At 63.3% G+C, this 24606-nt stretch carries 21 protein-coding genes; 15 read left to right on the top strand and 6 right to left on the bottom strand.

Annotated features, from left to right (window positions below; all coding sequences use genetic code 11):
- Window positions 1-91: 91 nt before the first annotated feature.
- Complete coding sequence (gene nosP, locus HOP52_RS10540; RefSeq protein ID WP_422677705.1) at window positions 92-1285, top strand: nitric oxide-sensing protein NosP; 1194 nt, start codon at window positions 92-94, stop codon at window positions 1283-1285.
- Window positions 1260-3839, top strand: coding sequence for a hybrid sensor histidine kinase/response regulator (locus tag HOP52_RS10535; protein WP_238977343.1), 2580 nt, complete (start codon window positions 1260-1262; stop codon window positions 3837-3839). Before nosP ends, HOP52_RS10535 begins: the two co-directional genes overlap by 26 nt.
- Here the strand turns inward: HOP52_RS10535 and HOP52_RS10530 are convergent.
- Window positions 3811-4494 (bottom strand): response regulator, encoded by a 684-nt coding sequence (locus HOP52_RS10530; RefSeq protein ID WP_238977342.1) that lies wholly within the window; start codon window positions 4492-4494, stop codon window positions 3811-3813. The two genes, HOP52_RS10535 and HOP52_RS10530, sit on opposite strands and share 29 nt — an antisense overlap.
- A 749-nt stretch (window positions 4495-5243) precedes the next feature.
- On the opposite strand from HOP52_RS10530, the gene HOP52_RS10525 reads away from it, so the two are divergent.
- Genes HOP52_RS10525 through HOP52_RS10515 form a run of 3 tightly spaced genes read left to right on the top strand, consistent with a single transcriptional unit; the run spans window position 5244 to window position 7661 of the window.
- Complete coding sequence (locus HOP52_RS10525) at window positions 5244-6233, top strand: ABC transporter substrate-binding protein (RefSeq protein ID WP_238977341.1); 990 nt, start codon at window positions 5244-5246, stop codon at window positions 6231-6233.
- Complete coding sequence (locus HOP52_RS10520; protein ID WP_238977340.1) at window positions 6230-6994, top strand: ABC transporter permease; 765 nt, start codon at window positions 6230-6232, stop codon at window positions 6992-6994. Before HOP52_RS10525 ends, HOP52_RS10520 begins: the two co-directional genes overlap by 4 nt.
- Entirely contained in the window at window positions 6987-7661 is a 675-nt protein-coding gene (locus HOP52_RS10515; protein ID WP_238977339.1) for an ABC transporter ATP-binding protein, read from the top strand. The genes HOP52_RS10520 and HOP52_RS10515 overlap by 8 nt, the downstream gene beginning before the upstream one ends.
- A 46-nt stretch (window positions 7662-7707) precedes the next feature.
- Here the strand turns inward: HOP52_RS10515 and HOP52_RS10510 are convergent, their stop codons facing one another.
- The 5 genes from HOP52_RS10510 to HOP52_RS10490 form a co-directional block, all read right to left on the bottom strand.
- Window positions 7708-8514, bottom strand: a complete 807-nt coding sequence (locus HOP52_RS10510; RefSeq protein ID WP_238977338.1) for an ABC transporter permease — start codon at window positions 8512-8514, stop codon at window positions 7708-7710.
- The gene (locus HOP52_RS10505; protein ID WP_238977391.1) at window positions 8511-9233 is read right to left on the bottom strand and encodes an ATP-binding cassette domain-containing protein; all 723 of its coding nucleotides are present in this window, start codon (window positions 9231-9233) and stop codon (window positions 8511-8513) included. The genes HOP52_RS10510 and HOP52_RS10505 overlap by 4 nt, the downstream gene beginning before the upstream one ends.
- Before the next feature lie 2 nt (window positions 9234-9235).
- Window positions 9236-10219 carry a PQQ-dependent catabolism-associated beta-propeller protein gene (locus HOP52_RS10500; protein WP_238977337.1) on the bottom strand — a complete coding sequence of 328 codons (984 nt, stop codon included), beginning with the start codon at window positions 10217-10219 and terminating at the stop codon, window positions 9236-9238.
- 107 nt (window positions 10220-10326) lie between these two features.
- Entirely contained in the window at window positions 10327-11517 is a 1191-nt protein-coding gene (locus HOP52_RS10495) for an ABC transporter substrate-binding protein (protein ID WP_238977336.1), read from the bottom strand.
- Between the two features lie 52 nt (window positions 11518-11569).
- Window positions 11570-12061, bottom strand: a complete 492-nt coding sequence (locus tag HOP52_RS10490; RefSeq protein ID WP_238977335.1) for a cupredoxin domain-containing protein — start codon at window positions 12059-12061, stop codon at window positions 11570-11572.
- Window positions 12062-12355: 294 nt separating this feature from the next.
- Between HOP52_RS10490 and pedF the strand changes: the two genes are divergently transcribed.
- The 10 genes from pedF (at window position 12356) to serC (ending at window position 24590) form a co-directional block, all read left to right on the top strand.
- Window positions 12356-12844 (top strand): cytochrome c-550 PedF, encoded by a 489-nt coding sequence (gene pedF / locus HOP52_RS10485; RefSeq protein WP_238977334.1) that lies wholly within the window; start codon window positions 12356-12358, stop codon window positions 12842-12844.
- Between the two features lie 64 nt (window positions 12845-12908).
- Window positions 12909-13898, top strand: coding sequence for a substrate-binding periplasmic protein (locus HOP52_RS10480; protein ID WP_238977333.1), 990 nt, complete (start codon window positions 12909-12911; stop codon window positions 13896-13898).
- A gap of 380 nt (window positions 13899-14278) precedes the next feature.
- Entirely contained in the window at window positions 14279-16060 is a 1782-nt protein-coding gene (locus tag HOP52_RS10475; RefSeq protein ID WP_309674655.1) for a PQQ-dependent methanol/ethanol family dehydrogenase, read from the top strand.
- 500 nt (window positions 16061-16560) lie between these two features.
- Entirely contained in the window at window positions 16561-18081 is a 1521-nt protein-coding gene (exaC, locus tag HOP52_RS10470; RefSeq protein ID WP_238977332.1) for an acetaldehyde dehydrogenase ExaC, read from the top strand.
- A gap of 237 nt (window positions 18082-18318) precedes the next feature.
- Window positions 18319-20967: an insulinase family protein gene (locus HOP52_RS10465; RefSeq protein WP_275298158.1), complete on the top strand. Its 2649-nt coding sequence runs from the start codon at window positions 18319-18321 to the stop codon at window positions 20965-20967.
- A 167-nt stretch (window positions 20968-21134) separates the two neighbouring features.
- Window positions 21135-21239 (top strand): pyrroloquinoline quinone precursor peptide PqqA, encoded by a 105-nt coding sequence (pqqA, locus tag HOP52_RS19805; RefSeq protein ID WP_422677704.1) that lies wholly within the window; start codon window positions 21135-21137, stop codon window positions 21237-21239.
- Between the two features lie 21 nt (window positions 21240-21260).
- Entirely contained in the window at window positions 21261-21602 is a 342-nt protein-coding gene (gene pqqD / locus HOP52_RS10460) for a pyrroloquinoline quinone biosynthesis peptide chaperone PqqD (protein ID WP_238977330.1), read from the top strand.
- On the top strand, window positions 21571-22713 hold the full coding sequence (pqqE, locus tag HOP52_RS10455; protein WP_238977329.1) for a pyrroloquinoline quinone biosynthesis protein PqqE: 1143 nt from the start codon (window positions 21571-21573) through the stop codon (window positions 22711-22713). Before pqqD ends, pqqE begins: the two co-directional genes overlap by 32 nt.
- Before the next feature lie 292 nt (window positions 22714-23005).
- A complete protein-coding gene (locus tag HOP52_RS10450) occupies window positions 23006-23512 on the top strand; it encodes a hypothetical protein (protein ID WP_238977328.1) in 507 nt (168 codons plus the stop codon).
- A 4-nt stretch (window positions 23513-23516) separates the two neighbouring features.
- Complete coding sequence (gene serC, locus HOP52_RS10445) at window positions 23517-24590, top strand: 3-phosphoserine/phosphohydroxythreonine transaminase (protein ID WP_309674650.1); 1074 nt, start codon at window positions 23517-23519, stop codon at window positions 24588-24590.
- Window positions 24591-24606 lie beyond the last annotated feature (16 nt).

Genomic DNA, 24606 nt, shown 5'->3' with positions numbered 1-24606 from the left:
CGGGTGCCAGGGATGGCACCCAAGTGGCATACCCCTCGGGAGCGGCGCTTTCTATACTGCTCAAGCAGCGACAGGCCACCGAGAGCTTTCCATGGACAACGATCTTCCGGTACCGGCTGAAAGTGCCCCACCTATTGCGTGCCACGACGCGGCCCTGGTCGCCCACTCCGCTTCCCGCGACCCGGACATGGCCGCCCAGGACCTGGCACGGCGCCTGTTACATCCTTGGCTGGGCAGCGTGCTGTTCTTCTGCTCGGCGGAGTACGACCTCGAGGCCCTGGGGCAGGCGCTGGAGCAGCACTTCGGTGGCGTGACGTTGTGCGGTTGCACCACGGCGGGCGAGATCACCGATGAAGGCTATAGCCGGGGGGGCATCACCGCCATCGGTTTCGATCAGCGCGACTTTGCCGTCGACTATGCGGTGATTGACGACCTCGAAGGAGTCTCGCTGCTGGCGGCACAGCAGCTCACCGACCGTCTGCTCGACAACTGTCGGCAGGCGGGTATCGCGCCGATCAAGGAGCACACCTTCGCCTTGACGCTGCTCGATGGCCTATCTGCCAGCGAAGAACGGGTTTTGGCAACGCTCAACGCCGCCCTTGGCAGCATTCCTCATTTCGGCGGCAGCGCCGGTGACGACAACCGCCTGGCGGGCACACACGTCTACGGCAACGGGCGCTTCCGCGCCGGGGCCGCGGTGGTGGTGATGGTCAACACAGTGCTCGACTTCGAGGTCTTTACCACCCATCACTTGCGCTCGCTCGATGACAAGCTGGTCGTCACTGCCGCCGATCGCGAACACCGTCGGGTGATCGAACTCAACGCCGAACCCGCCGCCGAGGAGTATGCGCGGCTGGTGGGCTGCCAGGTCGATGACCTCGACGAGGAGACTTTTGCCCGTCATCCGCTGGCGGTGAGACTGCACGATCACGCCTATGTGCGCTCGATCCAACGCGTTAACGAGGATCTCAGCTTGAGCTTCTACTGTGCCGTGGAGAACGGCATCGTGCTGACCGCCATGCGCGCGGCACCGATCCTCGACGACCTGCGTGATGTGCTCGATGAGATCATCGCGCGCCTGGGGTCGCCACGCCTGGTAATCGGCTGCGACTGCTTCCTGCGCCGGCTGGAAATCGAGGCCGACGGAGTCAGCGATGCCGCCTCGGCGCTGCTGCGCGCCTATCGAGTGGTAGGCTTCAATACCTATGGGGAGCAGTGCAATGGAATGCACCTCAACCAGACTTTCACCGGAGTCGTCATTGGTCAAACACGTCGCGGTGGCTGAATCCAGCGAGCGCGAGCGGGAGCTCGAGCGTGAGATCGCCAAACTCAAGCGCATCAACGCCGCCCTGATCGAGCGCGTGGAGGCCAGTAACCTGCCGCGCAGTGGGCCTTATGCCGCCTTCGAGCATTCGGTGCTGCTCGCCGAGCAGGTGCGCGAGCGCACCCAGGCACTCAACCAGACCACCCACGAGCTGCGTGCCAGCAACCGCCTGCTGGCGGAGGCTCGTGAGCGGGCGGAAACCGCCGGTCAGCACCTGGTCGATGCCATCGAGAGCATCACCGATGCCTTCGTGCTGTTCGATGCCGACCAGCGTATCCAGCGTTTCAACAGCCGCTTCGCCGAATTCTGGCGACCGGCGGGGATTCGTATCCGCCAGGGCATGCGCCTGGAGGATCTGCGGCGTCTGGCATTGAGTTCGGGGCTGGTGATCAGCGAGCAGTTGGGACGCCGCGATGGGCGCACCGTCTACCGTCTGCACGACAATCGGTGGGTCCAGGTGCATCAGCGCCCGACTCGTGGTGGAGGACGGGTGATCCTGTACGTCGATATCACCGCGCTCAAGCGCCACGAGCATGCCCAGCGTGAGCATGCCCTGGCGCAGAAGACCCGGCTGCTGCAGGCGACCGTCGATAGCCTCTCCCAAGGGGTGGCGGTGATCACGGCCAGCGGCATGCTGGAGATGTGCAACCAGCGCTTTTGCGCCCTGACCGGGCTGACCGCGTTCGAGGTGGCGCACGACCTGGTGGCGCTGAGCCGGCGCAGCGAGCTGATCGACGCCGCGGATGCGCGGGGTGTGACGCCGGCCTGTGAGCGTTGCCTCGCCGATGGCCGGGTCGTGGAAGTGCGAGGCCACGCCATGCCCGGGGGGGGCCAGGTGCTGACCTTTACCGACGTCACCGAGCGGATCCGCCAGGCCGAGACATTGCGCGAGCGGGAGCACTGGATTCGCACCATCACCGATGAACTGCCGGCGATGATCGCCTATCTCGATCGCGACCTACGCTACGTATTCACCAATCGCGTCTATGACGAGTGGTACGGTTGGCCACGTGACCTGATCCTGGGGAGTGAGCTCGAAGCCTTGCACACCGCCGAGCACTGCACCCGTCTGCGCCCTTACCTGGTCCGCGCCCTGGCCGGAGAAAGCGTCTCCTTCGAGTTTCCGGAATCCAGCTACAGCGGCGAGCACCGGGTGCTGCTGCGTTCCTATGTGCCGCATCATGATGGCGAGGGCGAGGTGATCGGGCTTTTCGCGCTGATCCGTGACATCACCGAGCGGCGTCGTACCGCCGAGGCACTGCACCAGGCCTATCAGAACCTCGAGCAGCGGGTGCGTGAGCGAACGGCCGAGCTGACCCGGGTCAACGACCAGCTGCGCGAAGAGATCGCCGAGCGGACCGCCGCGGAGAGGCGCCTGCGCGAGGCCAAGGCCGAGGCCGAAGCGGCCAACCTATCGAAGACCAAGTTCCTGGCCGCGGTCAGCCACGATCTTCTGCAGCCGCTGAATGCCGCGCGGCTGTTCACCGGCGTGCTGTGCGAGCAGGAGGTGGCTCCCGGTGGCCGCGAGCTGATCGACCAGATCGGTCGCTCGTTGAAGGATGTCGAGACGCTGCTCGGCACCCTGGTCGATATCTCCAAGCTCGATGCCGGGGTGGTGACCCCGGATGTCGGCGCCTTTACGGTGGCCGAACTGCTCGATGGTCTGGCGCGAGAGTACCTGCAGGTGGCGGACTGTGAGGGGCTCGAGTTCCGCTATGTGCCGAGCAGCGCCGTGGTGCGAAGCGATATCCATCTGCTGGCCCGGGTAGTGCGCAACTTCCTCACCAATGCCGTGCGCTATACCGCCGAGGGGCGCATCCTGCTGGGGTGTCGGCGGCGTGCCGACGGCCTGGAGATCCTGGTCGGCGATACCGGCATGGGCATCGAGAGCGAGGACCTGGGCGTGATCTTCCAGGAGTTCCGCCGTTCTCAGGCCGCCGGCAAGCGTCAGGACCGCGGCCTGGGGCTGGGCCTGGCGATCGCGGACAAGGTCGCGCGGATGCTCGATCACCCGCTTTGGGTCACTTCCGTTGCCGGGCGTGGCTCACTGTTCAGCATTCTCCTGCCCTATGGCGAGCTGGCGCCGCAGAGTCCACTAGTGGCTCCGGCGGCCATGTCGTCCGGTGACATGGGACTGGAGGGCAAGCGGATCTGGGTGGTCGACAATGATGCCGATATCTGCGAGGCCATGCGTCTGCTGTTGACGCGGTGGGGCTGCGAGGTCTGGGTGGCCGACAGTGAGATGGCGTTGGCGGAGCAGGTGGCGCTGGACACGGCTTCGGTTGATGCACTGATCGTCGATTACCACCTCGACGATGGCGATACCGGTCTGGCGCTTGCCGAACGCATCAACGCCCGACGCCGGGAGCCGCTTCCCGTCATGACGATCACGGCTAACCACAGCGCGGAGCTCAAGCAGCGCATGCGCGCGCTGGGGTATGCCCTGCTGCACAAGCCGGTCAAGCCGCTTAGGCTGCGCATGGCGCTCAGTCGCCTGATCGCGGCACGCGTTTGAAGTGGACGTTGAAGTCGATGTCGCTGGTGGAGAGGATCGCCTGGACCCGGCTATGGACGCCAAGTTTGCGTAAGATCGCCGACACATGCGCCTTGACGGTGGTTTCGGCAATATTGAGGTTGTAGGCGATCATCTTGTTGGACTCGCCTCGGGTCATATGCTCGAGTACCTGGAGCTGTTTGCGGGTCAGCGTTTCGAGTTGCTGCGAGGTAATGGCGTGCTCGTTGCGGCTGCCGCTGCGCTTTGTCGTGTCGCTGGCCCGGATGATATCCGAGGGTAGGTAGATGTTACCGTCAAGGATCTGCGCGATGGCCTTGGTCATCTGCTCGCGGGGCGACGACTTGGTAATGAAACCCACCGCGCCGTAGGTGACCGCCTGCAGGATCACCTGCTTCTCCTCCTCCGCGGAGATGATCACCACGGGGATGGTGGGGGCTTCGGTGCGTAGCTGAATCAACCCGGACAGACCGTGTACGCCTGGCATGTTGAGATCGAGCAGGATGAGGTCGATATCCTCATGCTGTTGCGCCAGTGTCAGGGTGGCGTCGAGGTCTTCGGTTTCAAAAATTTCCGCTTCTTGAAAGGCATCGCGAATCACCCGGACAATGGCTTCGCGAAAGAGTGGGTGGTCGTCGGCAATCAGCAGCTTGTACATGGCGGAGGCCTGATAGTTGTATGGGATGATGCATGGCCAGGTCTTTGCTTGGAGCCTGGCTCCTATCATCGCGCCAATGGGTTCGGGAGCCACTACGACTTATGTCGCACTCCTATGTCCCAGGCCGCCCACGGGTAGCCGTGGATCCCGAACGGCATCATGCGGGCCATCGGCCTCCGATCGCTGTGTTTCGGTCACTATGGCATTGCTATCGTCATGCTCAGGGTCGATCGCGATGGAGCTGCGTCCGAACAGGCAGAGTGCCAGCATGGCGGCTTGGGCGGGGGTATGAGTCAACGGAAATCGGGACATGATGAGAGGCTCCTGCTCAATGGTGGCTGTCGCCGGTGTCCGGCACTCGCCGCGGTAGAGACGAGGGCCAGGCGTAGGGAGCGCCTGTCACTATGAATCCGCATCTTGGCTCACTTCTGAAGGTGGGCTCTATGTGCCATGGAACGGCCTGCTCAAGGGGAGATGGCGGATTCATGGACAGCTTAGGCGGGGTGCAATGCTTGCCGAAATATGACGATAGTCGTGGCTGAATAGTACTTAGGGACTATGACTGACGGGGGCGTGGCAAAGGGAGGGCGGCACAGTGGTCAAGAAGGTCTGCCTCCAGGCCGATTCGGTGCCGCCATCACCGCTATATCAGGGCGCTTTATACTCCGATAGCCACCCAACCTTCGTAGCGAAGAAGAAACACCAAAGTGCTATTCTGCGGTACCGGTGGTCTTCGTATGCTGAGGACCATGAAATCCGAAATCCCCCTCTCTAGGCTGTGTTGGCTGCTGGTGGTTCTCTCCTGGTTGCTCGCAGCATCCCCCGTTTTTGCGGGACAACTGCCGCTGCTGAAGCTCAGCGTCTTGCAGTTCGGGACGGCTCACTGGGAGCTGGATCACCTGCGCCGGATGGGACTGGATCGTCAGTCGGGCTTTGAGCTGGATGTCAGGCTGGTCGCCAACCTGCCGGCTTCGAGAATTGCGGTATCCAGTGGCGAGGTTCACGGCGCCGTGGTGGATCTCACCTGGTCGCAGGCTCGATATGCCAGCGGTGATCCCTATCTTTATCTCCCCTACTCGGCGCAGATGGGCAATGTTCTGGCCTCGACGGACGTGCGAATCGATTCCATTGCCGATCTGCGCGGCAAACGAATCGGTGTCGCCGGCGGTCCCGATAGCAAGGGCTGGATCTTTCTCGATGGAGTGGCAAAACGGCACGGCATCGACCTGTCTCGAGACGCCACTATCCAATACGCGGCGCCGCCTCTCTTGAACCAGGCGCTACGTCGTGGACAGGTCGATGTGCTGGTGACCTTCTGGCACTTCGCCGCCGAGCTGACGGCGGCGAGGCAGGCCTATACGGCGCTGGATATGCAGGAGTTGCTGCAGGAGCTGGGTCTCGAAGCGGGCTTGCCGATACTCGGCTATGTCTTTCGCGAAGCCTGGGCCCAGGCTCATGAAGACCTCGTCGCGAATTTCGCCTCGGCGCTGGCCAAAGCGAAGCAACAGCTGGCCGAGGAGCCACGGCACTGGCAGGCCATTCGTCCGCTAATGCGAGCGATGGATGACGATCACTTCCTGGCGTTGCGCCAGGGGTTCGTGGAGGGAATTCCCGCCGAGCTGAATGCCCGTCAGGTGGTGGGGCTGCAGCGCTTGCTGGAACATACCGGGGTAAGTGCCGATGCGGTCATGCCGGAGCGTCTGTTCTATCGTCATGAACGCTGGCCGAGATCGCCATGAGGGCCTCGCCGCTTGCCTACTGGATCGTGCTTCCACTACTGGTGGCCGTGTGGTCCATCGCCGCCTGGTGGATCGACTCCAGCCTGTTGCCGTCGCCGCTGGCTGTCTTTCAGACCCTGCAATCGGCCGCGGTGAGTGGAGAATTGCAGCGGCATCTGGCCATTACGCTTCAGCGTGTCGCCATCAGCTTCGCCCTGGCCATGGCGCTGGGCACGCTGATAGGCCTCTGCATGGGGCGCTCGCCCCTGACCAACGCCCTGTTGGATCCCCTGCTGGTGCTGCTGCTCAATCTCCCGGCGCTGGTCGTGATTATCTTGCTGTATGTCTGGTTCGGGCTGATCGAGGTGGCGGCGGTAATGGCCGTGGTAATCAACAAGATCCCCAATGTGGCCGTGACCATGCGGGAAGGAGCGCGTAGCCTCGACCTGCGTCTGGAGCAGATGGCCAGCGTCTATCGTTTCAGTGCCTGGCAACGCCTGACGCATGTGTGGATGCCCCAGCTGTTTCCCTATCTCATGGCCGCGACCCGCGGCGGACTGGCGCTGATCTGGAAGATCGTGCTGGTGGTCGAGTTGCTGGGCCGTTCCGACGGCATCGGCTTTCAACTGCACATGGCGTTCCAGGTCTTTGACGTGGCCAGCTTGCTGGCCTACAGCCTCGCCTTCATTGCGGTAGTGCAGCTAATCGAGCTAACGGTTCTTCAGCCCATGGAGCGGCGTGCTTCCCGCTGGCGGTCGGTCGGAGGAGGGCGTCATGCTTGACCTGCGGATCGTCGCTGATGCGCACCCTGTGCTGGGCGCCATCGAGACCTCGGTGAACGAAGGGGATCGCATCTGTCTGCTGGGGCCGTCGGGCATTGGCAAGACCACTCTGCTCAATCTGATCGCTGGCCTCGACGCTTCGCAAGCGGCGATGGACCAACGAATCCTGAAACCCTTGCGCATTGGCTACCTGTTTCAGGAGCATCGCCTGCTGCCGTGGCGAACGCTACGTCAGAACCTGATGCTGGTGGGGGTGCGAGCGCCGGACGTCACCGAGATTCTTTCGCGGGTGGGGCTCGAGGGATGCGCGGATCTGCTGCCCGATCAGCTCTCCCTGGGGATGGCTCGGCGTGCGGCCCTGGCGCGCTGCCTGGCCGTCGACCCTGATCTCTTGCTGCTGGACGAGCCCTTCGCCTCCCTGGACCCCGATCGCGCTGAAGAGCTGCAGTCGCTGATCGCGGCACTGCTGGACGCGCGCCCTGCCATGGCGATGATCTGCGTTACCCACGAGATGCGGGACGCCCATCGGCTGGCGAACCGGGTCTGGTACCTCGACGGCCGGCCGGCCAGGCTGCAATACGATGCCCCCTTGAATCGTGATGACGGCGACGCCGCCAGGCTGGTTGCCGGCCTGCGCCGCCTCGGCCGGTCATGCCGCCTAGGGTGATCGCTAGCCTGATCGCCCCGCCGTCAAGGCTGTGTGCCAAGGGGCGTCAAACGTTTCTGACGCCCAGTAGCCGTGTGCGCTGAGGGCGAAAGCCGGTCGTGGCCAGGGCCGCGAACACCAGGGTGACCGCCAGGGTGATGGCGAAGGCCAGGGGATTCCACTGAAGATAGAGTGCGAAGCGGATCGTCTCTACTGCGTAGGTGAAAGGGTTTAGCAGGCAGAGCTGGTGTATCCAGGGGCTTGCCTCCTGCATCCGCCACAGCGGATAGAGCGCCGAGGAGAGGAAGAACATGGGAAAGATGACGAAATTCATCACCCCGGCGAAGTTCTCCAACTGCTTGATCCAGGTGGCGATCAGCAGGCCCAGTGCCCCCAGCATCAGCGATGCCAGCAGCAGCGCCGGCAGTACCGCCAGGTAGCCTTCCAGGGGGGGGCGCACGCCGACGCCCCAGCGGGCGATCAGCAGGAAGACATAGACCTGGATGACCGAGACACTGCCCATGGCCAGCAGTTTGGTAAAGAGCAGGAAGGGGCGCGGCAGCGGGCTGGTGAGCAGGACGCGCATGGAGCCTAGCTCGCGGTCGTAGACCATGGAGAGCGCGCCCTGCATCGAGTTGAACAGGATGATCATCCCGCACAGGCCGGGCACGATATAGGTCTCGTAGGTGATGTAGGTGACATAGGGGGGGATGATCGACACGCCCAGCACCATGCGAAAGCCGGCGGCGAACACCACCAGCCACAGCAGGGGGCGCACCAGGGCGCTGGCGAAGCGGGTGCGTTGCTGCCAGAAGCGCAGCCACTCCCGTTTCTGAACTCCCATGAAGCAGTACCAGAAGTCGCGGAGCGTCATGCGAGTGCCTCCCGGGTCAAGGCGTTGAAGGTATCGGTGAGGCTGATGCCGCCGTGTCGTCGGCATAGCGCTTCGCCCGGCTCATCGGCCAGCAGTCGGCCGCGGTGCAGCACCAGTACCTGATCCTCGGGCGCGATCTCCTCGATGAGGTGGGTCGCCCAGAGCACGGTGACCTGGCGCTCCCGACAGAGCTGGCGGACGTGGGCGGCGAGGGCCGCCCGGCTGTCGAGATCCAGCCCGGCGGTGGGCTCGTCGAGCAGCAGCAGGGCGGGGCTGTGCAGCATGGCGCGGGCGATCTCCACCCGCCGGCGGTGGCCGCCGTTGAGCCGGCGCACCGGAATGCGGGCATGTTCGGTCAACTTCTGGCGCTCCAGCTCCTCGGCGCAGCGCAGCTGGGCTTCCCGTGGCGACATGCCGTGAAGGGCCGCATGGTAGAGCAGGTTCTGGCTCACGCTGAGGTCCAGGTCCAGGGCGTTCTGCTGAAAGACGGCCCCGATATGGCGCATCACGGCGGCAGGCTGATGCCTGAGCGATCGCTCGCCGAGACGCAGTTCGCCCCGCTGCAGGGCCAGAAGGCGGGTCATCAGGCCGAACAGGGTCGATTTGCCGGCCCCATTGGGGCCCAACAGGGCGTGGAAACGGCCGGAGGCCAGCGTGAAGCTGACCTCCTGCAGGACGGGCTGGCGCCGGTAGCGATAGCCGATGCCCAGGGCTTCCATGATCACGACCCGGACCCCGAGGTGATGCGCACGCCCCAGGGGAAGCGGCCCACGTCGATGGTCTTGATCACCTCGAGCTTGTCGACGTCGATCACCGAGACGTCACCGCTGACGCCGTTGGTGGTCAGCAGGGTCTTCTCATCGGGGCTCAGCGCCACCTGCCATACCCGGGCACCCACCAGCAGGTAGTCGAGCACCTCGAAGGTCTGGGCATCCACCACGGCGATGTGATTGGCCGGCCCAAGGGCGACGAAGGCGTAGCGACCGTCGGAGGTGAGCTGAATGCCCACCGGTTGCACGCGGTCCTGGTTCACGCCGGGGATGCGGAAATCGATGGTATGAATCTCTTCCAGCGCTTCCACATCGATGATGTGCACGGTGCCCCCGATCTCGGCGGAGGCCCACAGCAGGGCGTCGTCGTGGGTGAACTCCACGTGGCGCGGGCGTGCACCGATCACCATGTTCTTTTCGATCTCGAAGGTTTCGGTGTTGATCCAGTGGAGCATGTTGGAGGTCTCGCTGGTGTTCACCGCCCAGCGGCCGTCGTAGCTGACGCCCATGCCCTCGGGCTCGATACCGACCTCGATCTGCGCCAGCACGCGCTTGGTCTCCACGTCGATCACGGTGACGATGGCATCGTCCTCGTTGGCGACATAGAGGTGCTTGCCGTTGGGATGCAGGGCGAACTGCTCCGGATCCTCACCCGATGGTAAGGTATCGACGATACGGTTTGTCGCCAGGTCGAGGATCTGCACGGTATCGTCATCGCTGGCACAGATATACAGCTGCTCTTCATCGGGGGTCAGCAGTATCCCGCGCGGCCGCTGGCCCACGGGGATGGTGTCGATGACCTCGAGCTTTGCCATGTCGATGACCGAGATGGTGTTGTCCCGCTCATTGGAAACGTAGGCCAGGCTGGCGGCCCAGAGCGGGGTGGACAGGCTGAACAAGATGCCCAGTGCGGCAAGTTTCGGTATGAGTGTCATGCTGTCGTCTCCGTTTCCGATGTCATGGTGCGGTCAGGCCCAGCGATGGGTGTAGTGCCTTGACCGGCAAGGCTGGCCACCTTGGGCATGGGTTGCCTGGATTGCTGTCAGTCGGTGATCCTGCACTCGCTTTCCGGCTCGTCGTAGCCCAGGGTGTCGAGTTCGGTGTACTGATGCAGGAAGCCCTCGAAGGGGGCCATGGCCACCAGGCTGTTGGGATGGGCCAGGGGAATGGGTTGGCGCAACTGGCCGTTCCAGCCCCGAAAGCTCAGCGGTCGGCCCTTGAAGGCGGCCAGTTCGAACTCGTCGCCCAGCAGGTACTCGCGCAGCGTCTCCATGCTGTCGCTCTCGGTGCGCGTCACCGCCTCCCCCACCGAGCGGATCGCCGCCCAGGCGGCATAGTCGGTACTGGTCATATGGCGCTCGGCCTGCTTCTCGAAGCGATTCTGCAGCTGGGCGGCGCCCCAGGCCTCCACGGCGGGGTGCCAGGCGTCCGGGGCCATGCCCTGGGTGCCGACCACGGGACGGGGCAGCCAGGTGTTGAAAGGCACGAAGTCACCGAAGTCGTTGCGCTCGTCGGCCACCACCACCACGTCGTAGTCGGGGCCCTGAGTGAACAGCGGTAGCTCCGCCGAGGCGTTGCGGCGCATGTCGGCGTCGAAGGTCCACGCCTTGTCGTCGACGATGGTGAGAGCGAATTTGTCGGTGGAGCGGCGGAAGGCATCCGCCCAGGCGATGTCGCCCTCCGTGGGGCCGGTGATCAGCAGCACGGAGCGCCAGCGGCGCATGTTCAACCATTGCGCCAGGGCGTCGGTGAGCATGCTGTGGCTGGGTGCGGTGTGGAGGAGATAGGGAGAGCAATCGCTGACGCGCAACGACACGTCCCGCGAACCGGCGTTGAAGATCAGTGCCTGATCGTTGCCAAGCGCCGCGGCCCGGCGCAGGGTGTCGGCCGGCACGTTCATCACGATCATGGAGATCTCCTCGGCCAGCATCTCCTCCAACGCCTCGAGCAGCGCGTCTTCACTGTCCGCGATGACGCTCTCCAGGTGGTAGGCCTGGCCGAGGAAGCGGCCCGTGCTGAGATTGTCGGCGATCGCCAGCCGCGCCCCCTGCAGACCCGAATCCTCCGGCTCGGGAGTGAGTTGGGCCAGGGCCGGGCCACGGTCGGGTTGCCATTGCAGGTAGCCGACGCGAATCTCCATCTCGTCGGCCAGGCTCTGGGTTGAAAATGCCAGGGCCAGCCCGGCCAGGGCGAGCCCGGAGGCGACGCGACGTATCCGGGGAGAAGTGTCCATGGTGAGCTCCTAGGGCGTTTCCCAGTGGGATGATTCAGGGGGGCGGCAGGGTTCAGCGCACGATGAAGGTGCCGGTCACGCCGCGCTCCTCAAGGCCGGCGCAAGCCCATTCGTAAGTGCCCGGGCGGATCGGCACGAAGAACAGCTCGGCCTCCCCCTCGCGCTCGAACTCCAGCTCGGTCAGCGTCGGCGCCTTGATCTCCACATGGCCGACTTCGATCTTGCGCAGCCAGGCGTTCTTGAAGAAACCGGGGGCCACCCAGGCACACTCCCGCATGCCCGTCGCCTCGATCACCAGTCGGTAGGACTGGCCGGTCTCCAGCTCGTGCTCGCGCACCGAAACGCCGAGCATGCTCTCGCCGGTGCCGATGACCAGGCGTTCCAGGCGCTCCGGCCGGTTGGCCAGGTCGCCGGCGGCCAGGGCGCCCGTCGAGGCCAGGCTCAGGGCTGCGGCGACCAGGGCCATGCCCCAGCGGTGTCGGGTCGGCTGGGGGGTTGAGGGCAGCAGGGGGCGTCGGGCATGCGAGTTCTGTTGATAGGACATGGCGGGTTCTCCGTCAGGGTAAGCCGGGGCGGTGATGCGGATTGTTTGAGCCAGTTCAGCAGCTCTCCCCGTTTCGTGGCATGCCACCATGGCGCTTTTCCTTTCCTTCCAAAGGAGTACGACCGAGGGGTGGTGTGGCGGGCGAGGGTAGGGGGCTAGTACCAAGGGAGGAGTGGGGAGAGGCGTAAAGTGGCGGTGCGGTGCCGGTGCCTCGCTACCTAGACTCGAGTCAACCTGCCGATGGCCTCCAGGCTCTCGGTATTCCCGGAATGACTTGCAAGACAGGTGACCACCATGCGCAATACGACCGCCATCCTGCTGCCGACTTCATCATTGGCCACTGCCCAGCCAAGCCGCTGTCTTCGGCTCGCCGCGACCGCCTGCACCGCCTTGCTGCTGCTGGGTGCGGCCGGCATCGCTCTGGGCCATGGCGACGTCACGCCCCAAGAGGTCGACACCCAAGGCCTGCCCGACCTGGGTGAAGCACCATTGATGGAGAACCCCTTCCGTGCCGGCGGCGAATACCACGATGAATATCACGACAGGGCCGTGGAAGTCGGCCGCCGTGGCTATGCCGGCAACTGTGCCGTTTGCCACGGTATCGAGGCCATGTCCGGCGGGCTGACACCCGACCTTCGCCAGCTCGAAGAATGGGACGACGAGTACTATCTGCAGCGCGCCATGTATGGCACCGATCGCGGCATGCCAGCCTTTGAGGAAAACCTTGATCAGACTGCCATCTGGGCCATCAAGACCTACATAGAGTCGGTGACGTCGCGCTGATCCGGCGAATCACCGTTGAGGGGAATCGCCACAACGCAAAATCGCCTACGGGAGGGTCAACGTCATGTGGAAAAGACTACTGATTGCGCTGGCACTGCTGCTCGCTCAGCCGTCGGCCTGGGGGGGGGCGCTGTCGTCGGTGGCGCTGGAGGTCGCCACGGCGGATGTACTGCCAAATCGCGCGGAGAACGATGTGCTCCTCAAGCGACCTCCGTTGCGCAACCTTGATGAGGTCATTGCCTCGGGGCATATCAATATCGGCCTGTATGAAGATTTTCCTCCCTATGCCTATCGTGAGGAGGACGGGAGTGCCAGGGGGGTCGATGTCGAGATCGGACATGCCATCGCCGAGGGGCTGGGGCTCGAATTCCGGCCCTTCTGGATCAAACCCGCCAGCAGCTTGGGGCGCGACCTCGGTAACACCATTTCGCGCGGCCACTACTTACGGCCGACCCAGGTGGCCGACGTGATGCTGCGGGTGCCCTATGATCGTAACTTCGCCTACATGCGCGACTCTACCGGGGAGTACATCAACAAGAGCGTGGTGATGTTCGGCCCCTATCAGCGCGAGCAGTGGGACATCGCCTTCGATTCGGCTCAGCTTGACGATGCGGTGACGCTGGGCAGTTTCCGCCAGCGTCCTATCGGCGCGGAGTACAGGACCCTTCCCGCGACCTACCTGACCGCCGCGATGGGTGGCCAGTTGCGTGACAACGTCCGCCACTATCGCGATGCCGGGGACGCCTTCGCGGCGATGGCCCGTGGCGAGATCGCCGGGGTCATGGCCATACGCGGTGAGTTGGAGCACTTCGTGTCGCACTATCCGGAGCATGACTTTCGGCTGGCGGACGCCACCTTTCCGGGCATCTCCCGCCAGCAATGGGATATCGGCATGGCCGTGCGGCACAACCACCGGCAACTGGGCTATGCGGTCGAGGCGATCGTGGACCGGGCGGTGCGTGACGGCACGCTGGGAGATATCTTCCAGGCCCACGCCCTCGAGTATCGCATGCCCGACTTCTACGAGGAGATCCTGGGCGCTGACAATGACTGATAAATGGTCATGCAGAGACACTTAGACTTTGTCCAAAAAGTGCCTGCGCCCGGCCATACGGCGTTAAAAATCAGCTAAAAGTACTCATTTACAACCCGTTAACTCCGTTTTTTCGCTGATTTTTGCCTTGTCTGACCATCGCTCGTCGACTTTTCAGATATAGCCTAATCGCCGCCCCGGGCGGCTTTTTTTTGGAAGCTCTGCTTCAGTTCGTGCCCTGGGCGGTGGAGCGGGTAGTAGGACCAAGTGAGTAGGTATGTCGTTCCGGAGGGGCATGGTTGTTCACCAGAGGATCCACCACATTGGATAGAGCGATGGTGAGTACCGATTCGCACCGACAGTGAACAATGACCAACATATTGCCCCATCGGGAGAGCATCATGATGAAGTCGATTCGCCCGGGCAGGATTGTAACGCCCTTTGCCCTCACTGCCTTATCCCTAGCCGTGTCTCTCAGTGCCCATGCGGTGACCTACGAGGAACTCCTCGATGACCACCAGTCCGTCCATCAGGTGGTGACCAATGGCATGGGCATGCACGGGCAACGCTACAGCCCGTTGGCAACGCTCAACACCGAGAATGTACATCAGCTGCGTCCTGTCTGGGCCTTTTCCTTCGGTGGCGAGAAACAACGGGGCCAGGAGTCCCAGCCGCTGGTCAAGGATGGGGTGATGTATGTCACAGGATCCTACTCCAGGATGTGGGCCGTCGATGCCCATACCGGCGAGCAGATCTGGCAATATGAGGCGCGATTGCCCGACGGTATCATGCCCTGCTGTGACGTCATCAACCGCGGTGCTGCCATCTATGGCGACAAGGTCTATTTCGGCACCCTGGATGCGCGCCTGGTGGCGCTTGATCGCGAAACGGGCCGTGTTCAGTGGATCAAGCGTGTCGCCGACTATCAGGCGGGGCACTCCATCACGGCGGTGCCCATCATCATCGACGGCAAGCTCATCACCGGTGTCGCCGGCGGTGAGTTCGGCGTCGTGGGCACCGTCTTCGCCTTCGATGCCGAAACCGGCGACGAGCTCTGGACCCGGCCCGTGGTGGAAGGCCACATGGGCTATGTGTACGAGAATGGCGAGCCCGTCGAGAACGGCATCACCGGTGGAGAAGCGGGGGTCACCTGGCCTGGTGACATGTGGCAGCATGGTGGCGGTGCGCCTTGGCTGGGCGGTTTCTATGACATCGATACCCATAGCCTGCTGATCGGCACTGGCAACCCGGCACCCTGGAACTCCCACCTGCGTCCCGGGGACAACCTCTATACCTCGTCACGTCTGGCCATCGACCCCGATGATGGCACCATCAAGTGGCACTTCCAGGCGACGCCCAACGATGGCTGGGATTACGATGGCGTCAACGAGGTCATCTCCTTCGAGTACGAGGAGAATGGTGCCACCATCAAGGCGGCGGCCACCGCGGATCGCAACGGCTTTTTCTATGTGCTGAATCGCGAGACCGGCGAGTTCATCCACGGCTTCCCCTTCGCCGACAAGATTACCTGGGCGGAAGGACTGGATGAGAACGGCCGACCGATCTTCGCCGAGGGTGGGCGCCCCGGCAATCCCGCCGATACGAGTGATGAGCAGGGCGAGACGGTTCTGGCACAGCCCGCTTTCCTCGGTGCCAAGAACTGGAATCCCATGGCCTACAGCCAGGATACCGGTCTGTTCTACATCCCCTCCAATGAGTGGCTGATGGATATCTGGAACGAGCCCGTCTCCTACCGCAAGGGGGCCGCCTATCTGGGGGCCGGTTTTACGATTCGCCCCGCCAACGATGACTTCATCGGCGTGCTGAGAGCCGTGGATCCGGTCTCCGGCGAGGAGGTGTGGCGCCACGAGAACCGCGCCCCACTGTGGGGCGGTGTCATGACCACGGCCGGCAACCTGGTCTTTACCGGCACGCCGGAAGGCTATCTCAAGGCCTTCGACGCGACCACCGGCGAGGAGCTCTGGCGTTTCAATACCGGTTCTGGTGTGGTGTCCTCGCCGATCACCTGGGAAATGGACGGTGAGCAGTATGTCTCGGTGGTCTCCGGTTGGGGCGGGGCGGTGCCCCTGTGGGGTGGTGAAGTTGCCGAGGTGATCAAGGACTTCAATCAAGGCGGCATGCTGTGGACCTTCAAGCTGCCACGTGAGTACGTCGAACAGTAAGCAGGCGCAGGCATACCTGTACGCCATAGAGGGTGCCCGTCCTGCTGTCAGGGCGGGCATCGCTGCCACTGAAGCGCTGGATGACACGGAGCTTTCCCCTGTGGCAGCGCAGCATGGACTCGCCCGGGGTGTCTCTTTTGGCACTGCCCCGAGCATCTACTACCAAAGGCTCGCCCATTATGCTCCAAGGGAGCATGGGTGATCGGAGTGAGCTCACTACACTGATCTTCGAGGCTGCTTTTGCAGAAGATGGCAGTGGCAATGCCCCGAAATCATGAAATACGAGAGGGAGGCATATGGGGTTTTCACTGAACAAGCTGACACAACTCTTCGCTCGTTCACGGTCCCCCGCGACTGCGAACGTAAGTGCTTCGGTATCGACGGAGCCGCCATCGGCGTTAGCAGCGGTTTCTGGAGGCGCTCGGGAGGGCGTCACCTCACAGGAGCATCCAGCTCAGTCACACAGTGCGCAAGAACCAGCGACTCAAGGAGTCAGTAACATGATCTATGCCAACCCCGGTCAGCCCGATTCCGTTGTGAGCTTTGAAAAACGCTATGGTAACTACATCGGTGGTGAGTTCGTGCCGCCGGTGAAGGGGCAATACTTCGACAACATCAGCCCGGTCAACGGCGAGGTGTTCTGCGAGATCCCGCGCTCCACGGCGGAAGACGTTGAGCTGGCGCTGGATGCGGCCCACAAGGCCGCACCGGCCTGGGGCCAGACCTCGGCGACCGAGCGCAGCAACATCCTGCTGAAGATCGCCGACCGGCTCGAGCAGAACCTGGAAATGCTCGCCGTGGCCGAGACCTGGGACAACGGCAAGGCGGTGCGCGAGACACTCAATGCCGATATCCCGCTGGCCGTGGATCACTTCCGCTATTTCGCCGGCTGCATCCGCGCCCAGGAGGGCACGGCCGCGGACATCGACGCCAAGACCGTCTCCTATCACTTTCACGAGCCGCTGGGCGTGGTCGGGCAGATCATTCCTTGGAACTTCCCGATCCTGATGGCCGCCTGGAAGCTGGGCCCGGCGCTGGCGGCGGGCAACTGCGTGGTGCTCAAGCCCGCCGAACAGACCCCGGTGTCGATCCTCAAGGTGGTCGAGGTGATCGGTGACCTGCTACCGCCCGGCGTGCTCAACGTGGTCAATGGCTACGGTGCCGAAGCTGGCCAGGCGCTGGCCACCAGCAAGCGCATCGCCAAGCTCGCCTTCACCGGCTCGACCCCGGTGGGCCAGCATATTCTCAAGTGTGCCGCGGAGAGTCTCATTCCCTCCACCGTGGAGTTGGGCGGCAAGTCACCCAACATCTACTTCGCCGACATCATGGACGCCGAGCCGGAGTTCATCGACAAGGCAGCCGAGGGCCTGGTGCTGGCGTTCTTCAACCAGGGCGAGGTGTGCACCTGCCCGTCGCGCGCGCTGATCCAGGAGAGCATCTACGACGCCTTCATGGCCCGGGTCCTCGAGCGGGTGACAACCATCAAGCGCGGCAACCCGCTGGATACCGATGTCCAGGTCGGCGCCCAGGCCTCCCAGGAGCAGTTCGACAAGATCATGTCCTATATGGAGATTGCTCGCCAGGAGGGCGCCGAGTTCCTCTCCGGCGGCGACAAGGAAAGCTTCGATCCGGCTTACGACAAGGGCTACTACATCCAGCCGACCCTGCTCAAGGGCCACAACAAGATGCGCGTCTTCCAGGAGGAGATCTTCGGTCCGGTGGTCGCGGTGACCACCTTCAAGGACGAGGAAGAGGCCCTGGCGATCGCCAACGACACCGAGTTCGGCCTCGGTGCCGGGGTGTGGAGCCGCGATATCAATGTCGCCTTCCGCATGGGACGGAGCATCCAGGCGGGTCGCGTCTGGACCAACTGCTACCACCAGTACCCGGCACACGCCGCCTTCGGTGGTTACAAGAAGTCCGGGATTGGCCGCGAGACCCACAAGGTGGCGCTGGAGCACTACCAGCAGACCAAGAACCTGCTGGTCAGCTACGATACCAACCCGCTGGGCTTCTTCTGAGCCTTGCGGACGCTCCGAACTCTTGACGAGCCTGCCGGGCGGCTCTTGCCGCCCGGCAAGCGGCCGGACAGCAACGTAGCCTCGACTAGCAACCCCCCGTGCGCTGCTTGACGACTTCATCGCGAGACTCTCTCACGGCAAGCGGTGGTTGTGTGTGGTGAGTCCTTGGGGCGCGACTTCGGTTGCGCCTCTTTTTTAGGTTCGCCAGGACATTCCTTTCGCCCCAGAGCCACCTCGATGATCCACACTCCGCCCGACCATCGTCAAAGCCGCTCACTCACCTTGCCAAGCGGTCTTAGGGTCCTGCTACTTTCCGATCCCGCCGCGGACCAGGCGGGGGCCGCCATGGGCGTGGGAGCCGGCAGCGGCGATGAACCGCCCGAGTGTGCCGGGCTGGCCCATCTGCTGGAGCACATGCTGTTCCTGGGCACGGAAAAGTATCCGGCGCCGGATGAGTTCCCGCGCTATGTCCAGGGGCACGGCGGGCGCTACAACGCCACCACGGAGTACGACCTGACCCGCTATTTCTTCGAGATTCCCCCCGACCACCTGGCCGGTGCCCTGGACCGGTTCGCCCAGTTCTTCATCGCTCCGAGCCTGAGCGTAGCGGCCATCGCCCAGGAGCGGGAGGTGATCGATGCGGAATACCGGGCTCGGCGGGAGGATGACGAGCAACGCATCCTGGGGGTCATCAAACAGCTCCTCGATCCGGCGCATCCCGCCAGCCGATTCTTTGCCGGCAACCGTGACACCCTGGGGGCGGTGCCCGAGGCGTTGCGCCGAGCCCTGCTGGCCTTCCGGGAGCGCTATTACAGGGCCGCCAATCTGCGGCTGGTGGTTGTCGGAGCGGCGCCGTTGGACGCGCTGGAGCGGCAGGTGGGCCATTGCTTCGAGGGGATTCCCGGCGGGGCGATGCCGCCGCCGGCTGCCTGCCCCCCCCTGATCCAGCCCGACAGCTTGCCCTTGCAGGTGGAGCTGCAACCGATGCATTGCTGCCACGAGCTGCGGCTGTGCTTTCCGGTGCCCGCCCCGCGGCCGGAGGATTATCTGCAGCCCTGGGAGTATCTGGGGGAGCTGCTGACCTGCCGGGGCCCCGGCAGCCTGCACGGCCGGCTCGCGGACCGGGGATGGCTGACGGCCATCGACGCCTCGGTGCTGCTTCAGACGCGTCCCCAGGCCCTCTTCCAGATCCAGCTGCGCCTCACGGCTAACGGCATGGCCCACCGCGAGGCCATCACGGCAGCCGTGTTCACCTACCTGCAGCGGATCGGGGCGGACGGCATTGCCGCCTGGCGCCATCGCGAGAGGCAGACCCTAGCCGAGCAACGGTTCCGGCACCTGGCCACGACGTCGACCATCGAGTTCGTCAAGTCGCTGGCGCGACAGCTCCACCGCTATCCCGTCGAGGAGGCGCTGCGCGGCCCCTACCGACTGGATGCGTTCCAGCCCCAGGTAATCGCCGACTGCTTGTCCCACCTGACCCCGCGCAACCTTCTAGCGCTGGCGGTCGACCCCGAGGCCACGGGCGACCGCATCAGCCCCTGGTTCCCGGCCCCCTACCGAATCTCGGGGGCGCCGCGGCACAGGGACACCTGGGCAGAGGCGTGCCGCTTCACCCTGTCGCCCCCCAACCCCTTCATCTTGGCGACCCCTTCCGGCCCCCCGGAGACGAGTGCATCCTCCCTGCCCCGGCTGCTGCACGACAGCGGACGGTGCCGGATCTGGCACCAGTCGCTGCCGGGCACGCGAACGGAGCTGTACGTTAACCTAGTGTTGGCTCGCGACCTGGATACCCGCAGCGGCCTCGTCCTGACGGAACTGCTGATCGCCTGGCTGGAGCAGGAGCTTGCCGGGGAGCTGCAGCAGGCCCGGGCGGCCGGTCTGCGGCTGACGTTGGAGCGGTATCACCAGGGCATCACGCTGCAGGCCAGCGGCTTTCCCGGACAGTTCGAGCGGCTGCTGCAGCGACTGCTGCGCTGCCTGATGCACGATCCGATCACCGTGTCACGCTTCGACCTGGCCCGGCAGGTGCTGCAGGCACGCTGGGAGGCGCAACGGCATGACTATTCGTTCCGGCGCCTGCTGCAGCTGCCCGCGGTACGGCTGGGCCACGGCTTCAGCGAGGAGGAGCGCCTCGCCGAGATGACGACGGTTGCGGTGGAGTCGCTACAGGCCTTCCGACACGAGTGGCTGCATGGCGCGGGGTTCGACTGCCTGATGGCCGGCCGGCTGGAGCCGTCTCAGGCGCGGCATCTGGCCGCCGTGTGGGAAGCCGCTCTGCCGAGCGGCGACCGGCCAGCGGTGGTGCGCCGCCAGCCGGTGATTGCGCCCCTGCGGGCCGGCCATACCTACCACTACCGGCTCTTGGCAACCCATCCCGACAGCGCGGTGGCGTTGTATTTGCCAGCCCCAGACGCTTCTCCGCTGCGGGAGGCCTGCCACCGACTGCTGGCCCCGCTGCTCCACGATGCCTTCTTCCAGCGGCTGCGCGTCGAACAGCAGCTGGGCTACGTGGTGCTGGCCCGCTATCTGCCCCTGCATGAGCGTCCCGGCCTGATACTGCTGGTGCAGTCGCCTTCGCTATCGGTGGCGGAACTGCAGCAACGGATCGGGCATTTCCTGCTGGCGTCCGAGCCGTCACCCGTCGACATCGACCCCGCGCGCTTTAGGCACTACCGCGACGGCCTGCTGCAGAGTCTGCGGGGACAGCTGCGACAGCCTTCCCAGCGGGCGGAGCAGTGCTGGAGCAGCCTGACGGTGGGCGACACCGCTTGCCAGCGTCCCCGCCAAGTATTGCGGGCGGTTGCCGACCTGACCCTCGAGGAACTGCAGCGGTTTTACCAGATGCAGTGGCTGCCTTTGCCCTGGGTATGGCTGCATACTTAATGAAAGCCGTCCTTGACCGTTATCAATAATCAGGTTTCAGTTCAATGTTTGCAAGGTGTAAAGAATAAGAGTTGCGACCAAGGAGGGTGGGTTTTAGTTCCAAAGTCCTATGCATGCGTCTGTTTTTCCTCTCTACCCTTATTAGGGCAGCATAACAAGTTGCAACAATGGTGTTTTATCATATCGGGAGATTTCTTATGCAATGGATCGATCCGGCGTACTGTGACCTGCGTCTGGGGTTTGAAGTCACAGCCTATGTCTATGTCCGCTGAGTGAGTCGCCGGGAGTGGTCTATGGCCATTCCCGGCTTTAGTCACGATTACAATAAAGAGGAGCTGGGCATGGCAGCGCACAATGAGGTTAGTCTGGGCGATACTTATTTCGTTAGTCCCACCTTTCTCTTTCGCTGGGAAGAGTCCCAGAACGCGCACGTGCTTCTCTATCCCGAGGGTATCGTTAAGTTGAATGATACTGGCGGGGCCATCCTGAAATGTTGCAACGGTGAGACTACCGTCGAAGAGATCATTGATGAGCTAGAGGCGCTCTATCAAGCCGATCGTGATGCCATTACCGAAGGTGTCATCAAGTTCCTGGAGGTGTCCCATGCCAAAGGTTGGATCCGAATTGCGTCTTGATGGGGAAGGAAAGCCCATCTGGGTGTTGCTCGAACTCACCTATCAATGCCCGCTGCAGTGTGTGTTCTGCAGTAACCCGGTCGATTTCGACCGCTATCGTGAGCATGAGTTGAGCACCGATGAATGGAAGGGCGTGATACGCGACGCCCGTAAGATGGGTGCCATGCAGATCGGCTTTTCTGGCGGTGAGCCCACCCTGCGCAAGGATCTCGAGGAGTTGGTTTGCGAAGCCAACGACCTGGGCTATTACACTAACCTGATCACGTCCGGCATCGGTCTTACCTCGAAACGCCTGGCGGCACTCAAGGAGGCCGGGCTCAAACATATTCAACTGGGCTTCCAGTCCAGTGACCGTGATACGGCGAATATGCTGGCAGGGGTGGAGAGTTTCGACAGGAAACTTTCAGTCGCCAAAGAGATCAAGATCCATGGTTTCCCCATGGTGCTGAATGTTCCCATCAGTCGGCACAATATCGCCCAGGTGCCGGAGATTATCGAACTTGCCAGCGAGATGGGCGTGGAGTATCTGGAGCTGGCCAACGTGCAGTACTACAACTGGGCGTTACTGAATCGAGACCAGTTGCTGCCCACTCGTGAAGAGCTGGAGTGGGCGGAATCGGAAGTGAATAAGGCCCGTGAGCGCCTGGGCGACGCCATGACCATCTTTTTTGTCATTCCCGATTATTACGAGGGGCGTCCCAAGGCGTGCATGAACGGTTGGGGGTCCATCCACCTGACCATCGCACCGGATGGCTCGGCGCTGCCCTGCTCCCAGGCCCGCAGCATCGACACCCTGGAGTTTCCGAATGTCCGAGAGCACAGCCTCGAGTGGCTGTGGCGGGAGTCTCCGACCTTTCAGAAATTCCGCGGTGATGCATGGATGAAAGAGCCTTGCCGCAGCTGCGACGAGAGGGAGAAGGATTTCGGCGGCTGCCGCTGCCAGGCCCTGCTGCTGACGGGCGATGCCGCCAATACCGATCCCGCCTGTAGCAAGTCTCCCCACCACCATCTCATCCAACAGGCGGTCCAGCAGTCAGCGATTCCGGACAAGCATGTCGGCTCGTTGATCGCGCGGAGTAGCAGTCATCGGTTGGGGAGGAAGGCGACATGAAACTGCCACACGACTCTCTCGGGGGCACTCTGGCCGCGGGCATGGCGCTGACCGCCGTGCTCTATTTGTTTGTCCGTACATTGGTTTAGGCTTTGTTCGAAAAGTGCCTGCGCTCGGCCATACGGCGTTAAAAATCGGCTCAAAATACTCATTTACAACCCGTAAACTCCGTCTTTTCGCCGATTTTTGCCTTGTCTGACCATCGCTCGTCAACTTTTCAGACAGAGCCTAGGTGGCTTTCGGACTCGACGCTGATCGACCGCGACATTTGACAGCTTCCCAGGGACTTGCCATGACCCTTGCATTGCTCGACTTCGTGTTCCGCTGGGCACACATCCTCTTTGCGATCATCTGGATCGGCCACAATTACGCCAATGTCGTGAAGAACCCGACCTTCAAACCGTTCAATGGCGAGGCGACCGAAGAGGCGCGCAGCGCGGCACTGGAGGCGCGGATGCAGCGTGAGCACGGCACCTTCCGCTACGCCTCTATCGTGGTCTGGGTATCGGGCATGGGTATGCTGTGGTATCGCGGCTGGCTGCCTGATGCCCTGATGCTCGAGGGGCCCTACGCGGTGATCGGCATGGGGGGCTGGATCGGCACCCTGATGCTGCTCAACCTGTGGCTGGTGCTCTGGCCCCACCAGAAGAAGGTGCTGGGATTCGTACCGGCACCGATGGAGGAGCGGGTGCGCTGCTCGCGCATCACCTTCCTCTCGTCACGCACCAATACCATCCTGTCGATCCCCTTGTTGTTCTTCATGGCGGCCAGCGGACATGGTCTGCATCTCTTCGTCTGAACCCGTGTTCAACTTCGCCGCCGGCCCGGGCATGATGCCCCGCGACGTGCTGCGCCAGGCCCGGGAGGAGTTGCTGGAGTGGCAGCGCAGCGGCATGTCGGTGATGGAGATGCCCTTTAGCGGCGAGGTGTTCCAGGCCATCCAGCAGCAGGCGCAGCAGGACCTGCGCGAGCTGCTCGGGGTACCCGCCGACTATCGCATCCTGTTTCTGCAGGGTGGCGCCTCGGCGCAGTTCGCCCTGTTGCCGATGAACCTGCTGCCCGCGGGTGCGACGACAGATTACGCCGATACGGGACACTGGTCGCGGAAGGCGATTGCCGAGGCCAGTCGCTACGTGCGGATCAATGTCGCCGCCAGTGGGGCGGCTAGGGATTACCGTCAGATTCCCACCCAGGCCGATTGGCAGCTGACCCCGGGCGCAGGTTACTGCCATATCACCAGCAATGAAACGGCCGATGGCCTGGCGTACCACTGGCTGCCGGAGACGGGTGAGGTGCCGCTGGTGGCTGACATGACCTCCGATTTCTTGTCTCGTCCCCTGGCCGTTGAGCGTTTCGGTGTCATCTATGCCGGTGCGCAGAAAAACATCGGCCCTGCCGGGCTGACCATCGTCATCATCCGTGACGACCTGCTGCGACCGGCGCGGCCAGAGACGCCCTCGGCCTTCAGCTACCGGGTACAAGCGGAAAGCAACGGGCGCTTCAATACCCCGCTGACCTATGCGGTCTATATCGCCGGCCTGGTGTTCCAATGGTTGAAGCGCCAAGGCGGGCTGAGTGTCATGGCCGAGTGCAATCGGCGTAAGAGCGCCAAGCTGTATGAGGCCATCGACGGCAGTGACTTCTACCTCTGTCGTTCGTGCGCCCTGGACCGGTCGCGAATGAATGTCTGCTTTCATTTGGCTGATGATGCGCTGACGGGAGAGTTTCTGCGGCAGGCCAGTGAACAGGGGTTGTTGCACCTGAAGGGGCACCCGGCCGTCGGGGGAGTGCGCGCCAGCCTTTACAACGCCATGCCCGAGGCGGGCGTCGATGCCTTGATCGCTTTTCTGCATGCGTTTGCCGCGCGGCACGCCTGATCGCCGTGCCGGGGCG

The sequence above is a fragment of the Billgrantia campisalis genome (assembly GCF_022341425.1).
Taxonomy (GTDB): Bacteria; Pseudomonadota; Gammaproteobacteria; order Pseudomonadales; family Halomonadaceae; genus Halomonas; species Halomonas campisalis.
This window is presented reverse-complemented; position numbering and strand designations above follow the sequence as displayed.

Excerpts from the sequence above, each read along its gene's own strand:
- HOP52_RS10505 (WP_238977391.1), bottom strand. The coding sequence starts at position 9,233 with ATGGAAGCCCTGGGCATCGGCTATCGCTACCGGCGCCAGCCCGTCCTG.
- HOP52_RS10520 (WP_238977340.1), top strand. The coding sequence starts at position 6,230 with ATGAGGGCCTCGCCGCTTGCCTACTGGATCGTGCTTCCACTACTGGTG.
- pedF (WP_238977334.1), top strand. The coding sequence starts at position 12,356 with ATGCGCAATACGACCGCCATCCTGCTGCCGACTTCATCATTGGCCACT.
- HOP52_RS10465 (WP_275298158.1), top strand. The coding sequence starts at position 18,319 with ATGATCCACACTCCGCCCGACCATCGTCAAAGCCGCTCACTCACCTTG.
- exaC (WP_238977332.1), top strand. The coding sequence starts at position 16,561 with ATGATCTATGCCAACCCCGGTCAGCCCGATTCCGTTGTGAGCTTTGAA.
- HOP52_RS10525 (WP_238977341.1), top strand. The coding sequence starts at position 5,244 with ATGAAATCCGAAATCCCCCTCTCTAGGCTGTGTTGGCTGCTGGTGGTT.
- HOP52_RS10530 (WP_238977342.1), bottom strand. The coding sequence starts at position 4,494 with ATGTACAAGCTGCTGATTGCCGACGACCACCCACTCTTTCGCGAAGCC.
- nosP (WP_422677705.1), top strand. The coding sequence starts at position 92 with ATGGACAACGATCTTCCGGTACCGGCTGAAAGTGCCCCACCTATTGCG.
- pqqA (WP_422677704.1), top strand. The coding sequence starts at position 21,135 with ATGGTGTTTTATCATATCGGGAGATTTCTTATGCAATGGATCGATCCG.
- HOP52_RS10510 (WP_238977338.1), bottom strand. The coding sequence starts at position 8,514 with ATGACGCTCCGCGACTTCTGGTACTGCTTCATGGGAGTTCAGAAACGG.
- HOP52_RS10480 (WP_238977333.1), top strand. The coding sequence starts at position 12,909 with ATGTGGAAAAGACTACTGATTGCGCTGGCACTGCTGCTCGCTCAGCCG.
- HOP52_RS10500 (WP_238977337.1), bottom strand. The coding sequence starts at position 10,219 with ATGACACTCATACCGAAACTTGCCGCACTGGGCATCTTGTTCAGCCTG.
- HOP52_RS10450 (WP_238977328.1), top strand. The coding sequence starts at position 23,006 with ATGACCCTTGCATTGCTCGACTTCGTGTTCCGCTGGGCACACATCCTC.
- HOP52_RS10490 (WP_238977335.1), bottom strand. The coding sequence starts at position 12,061 with ATGTCCTATCAACAGAACTCGCATGCCCGACGCCCCCTGCTGCCCTCA.
- HOP52_RS10475 (WP_309674655.1), top strand. The coding sequence starts at position 14,279 with ATGATGAAGTCGATTCGCCCGGGCAGGATTGTAACGCCCTTTGCCCTC.
- pqqD (WP_238977330.1), top strand. The coding sequence starts at position 21,261 with ATGGCCATTCCCGGCTTTAGTCACGATTACAATAAAGAGGAGCTGGGC.
- HOP52_RS10495 (WP_238977336.1), bottom strand. The coding sequence starts at position 11,517 with ATGGACACTTCTCCCCGGATACGTCGCGTCGCCTCCGGGCTCGCCCTG.
- HOP52_RS10515 (WP_238977339.1), top strand. The coding sequence starts at position 6,987 with ATGCTTGACCTGCGGATCGTCGCTGATGCGCACCCTGTGCTGGGCGCC.
- pqqE (WP_238977329.1), top strand. The coding sequence starts at position 21,571 with ATGCCAAAGGTTGGATCCGAATTGCGTCTTGATGGGGAAGGAAAGCCC.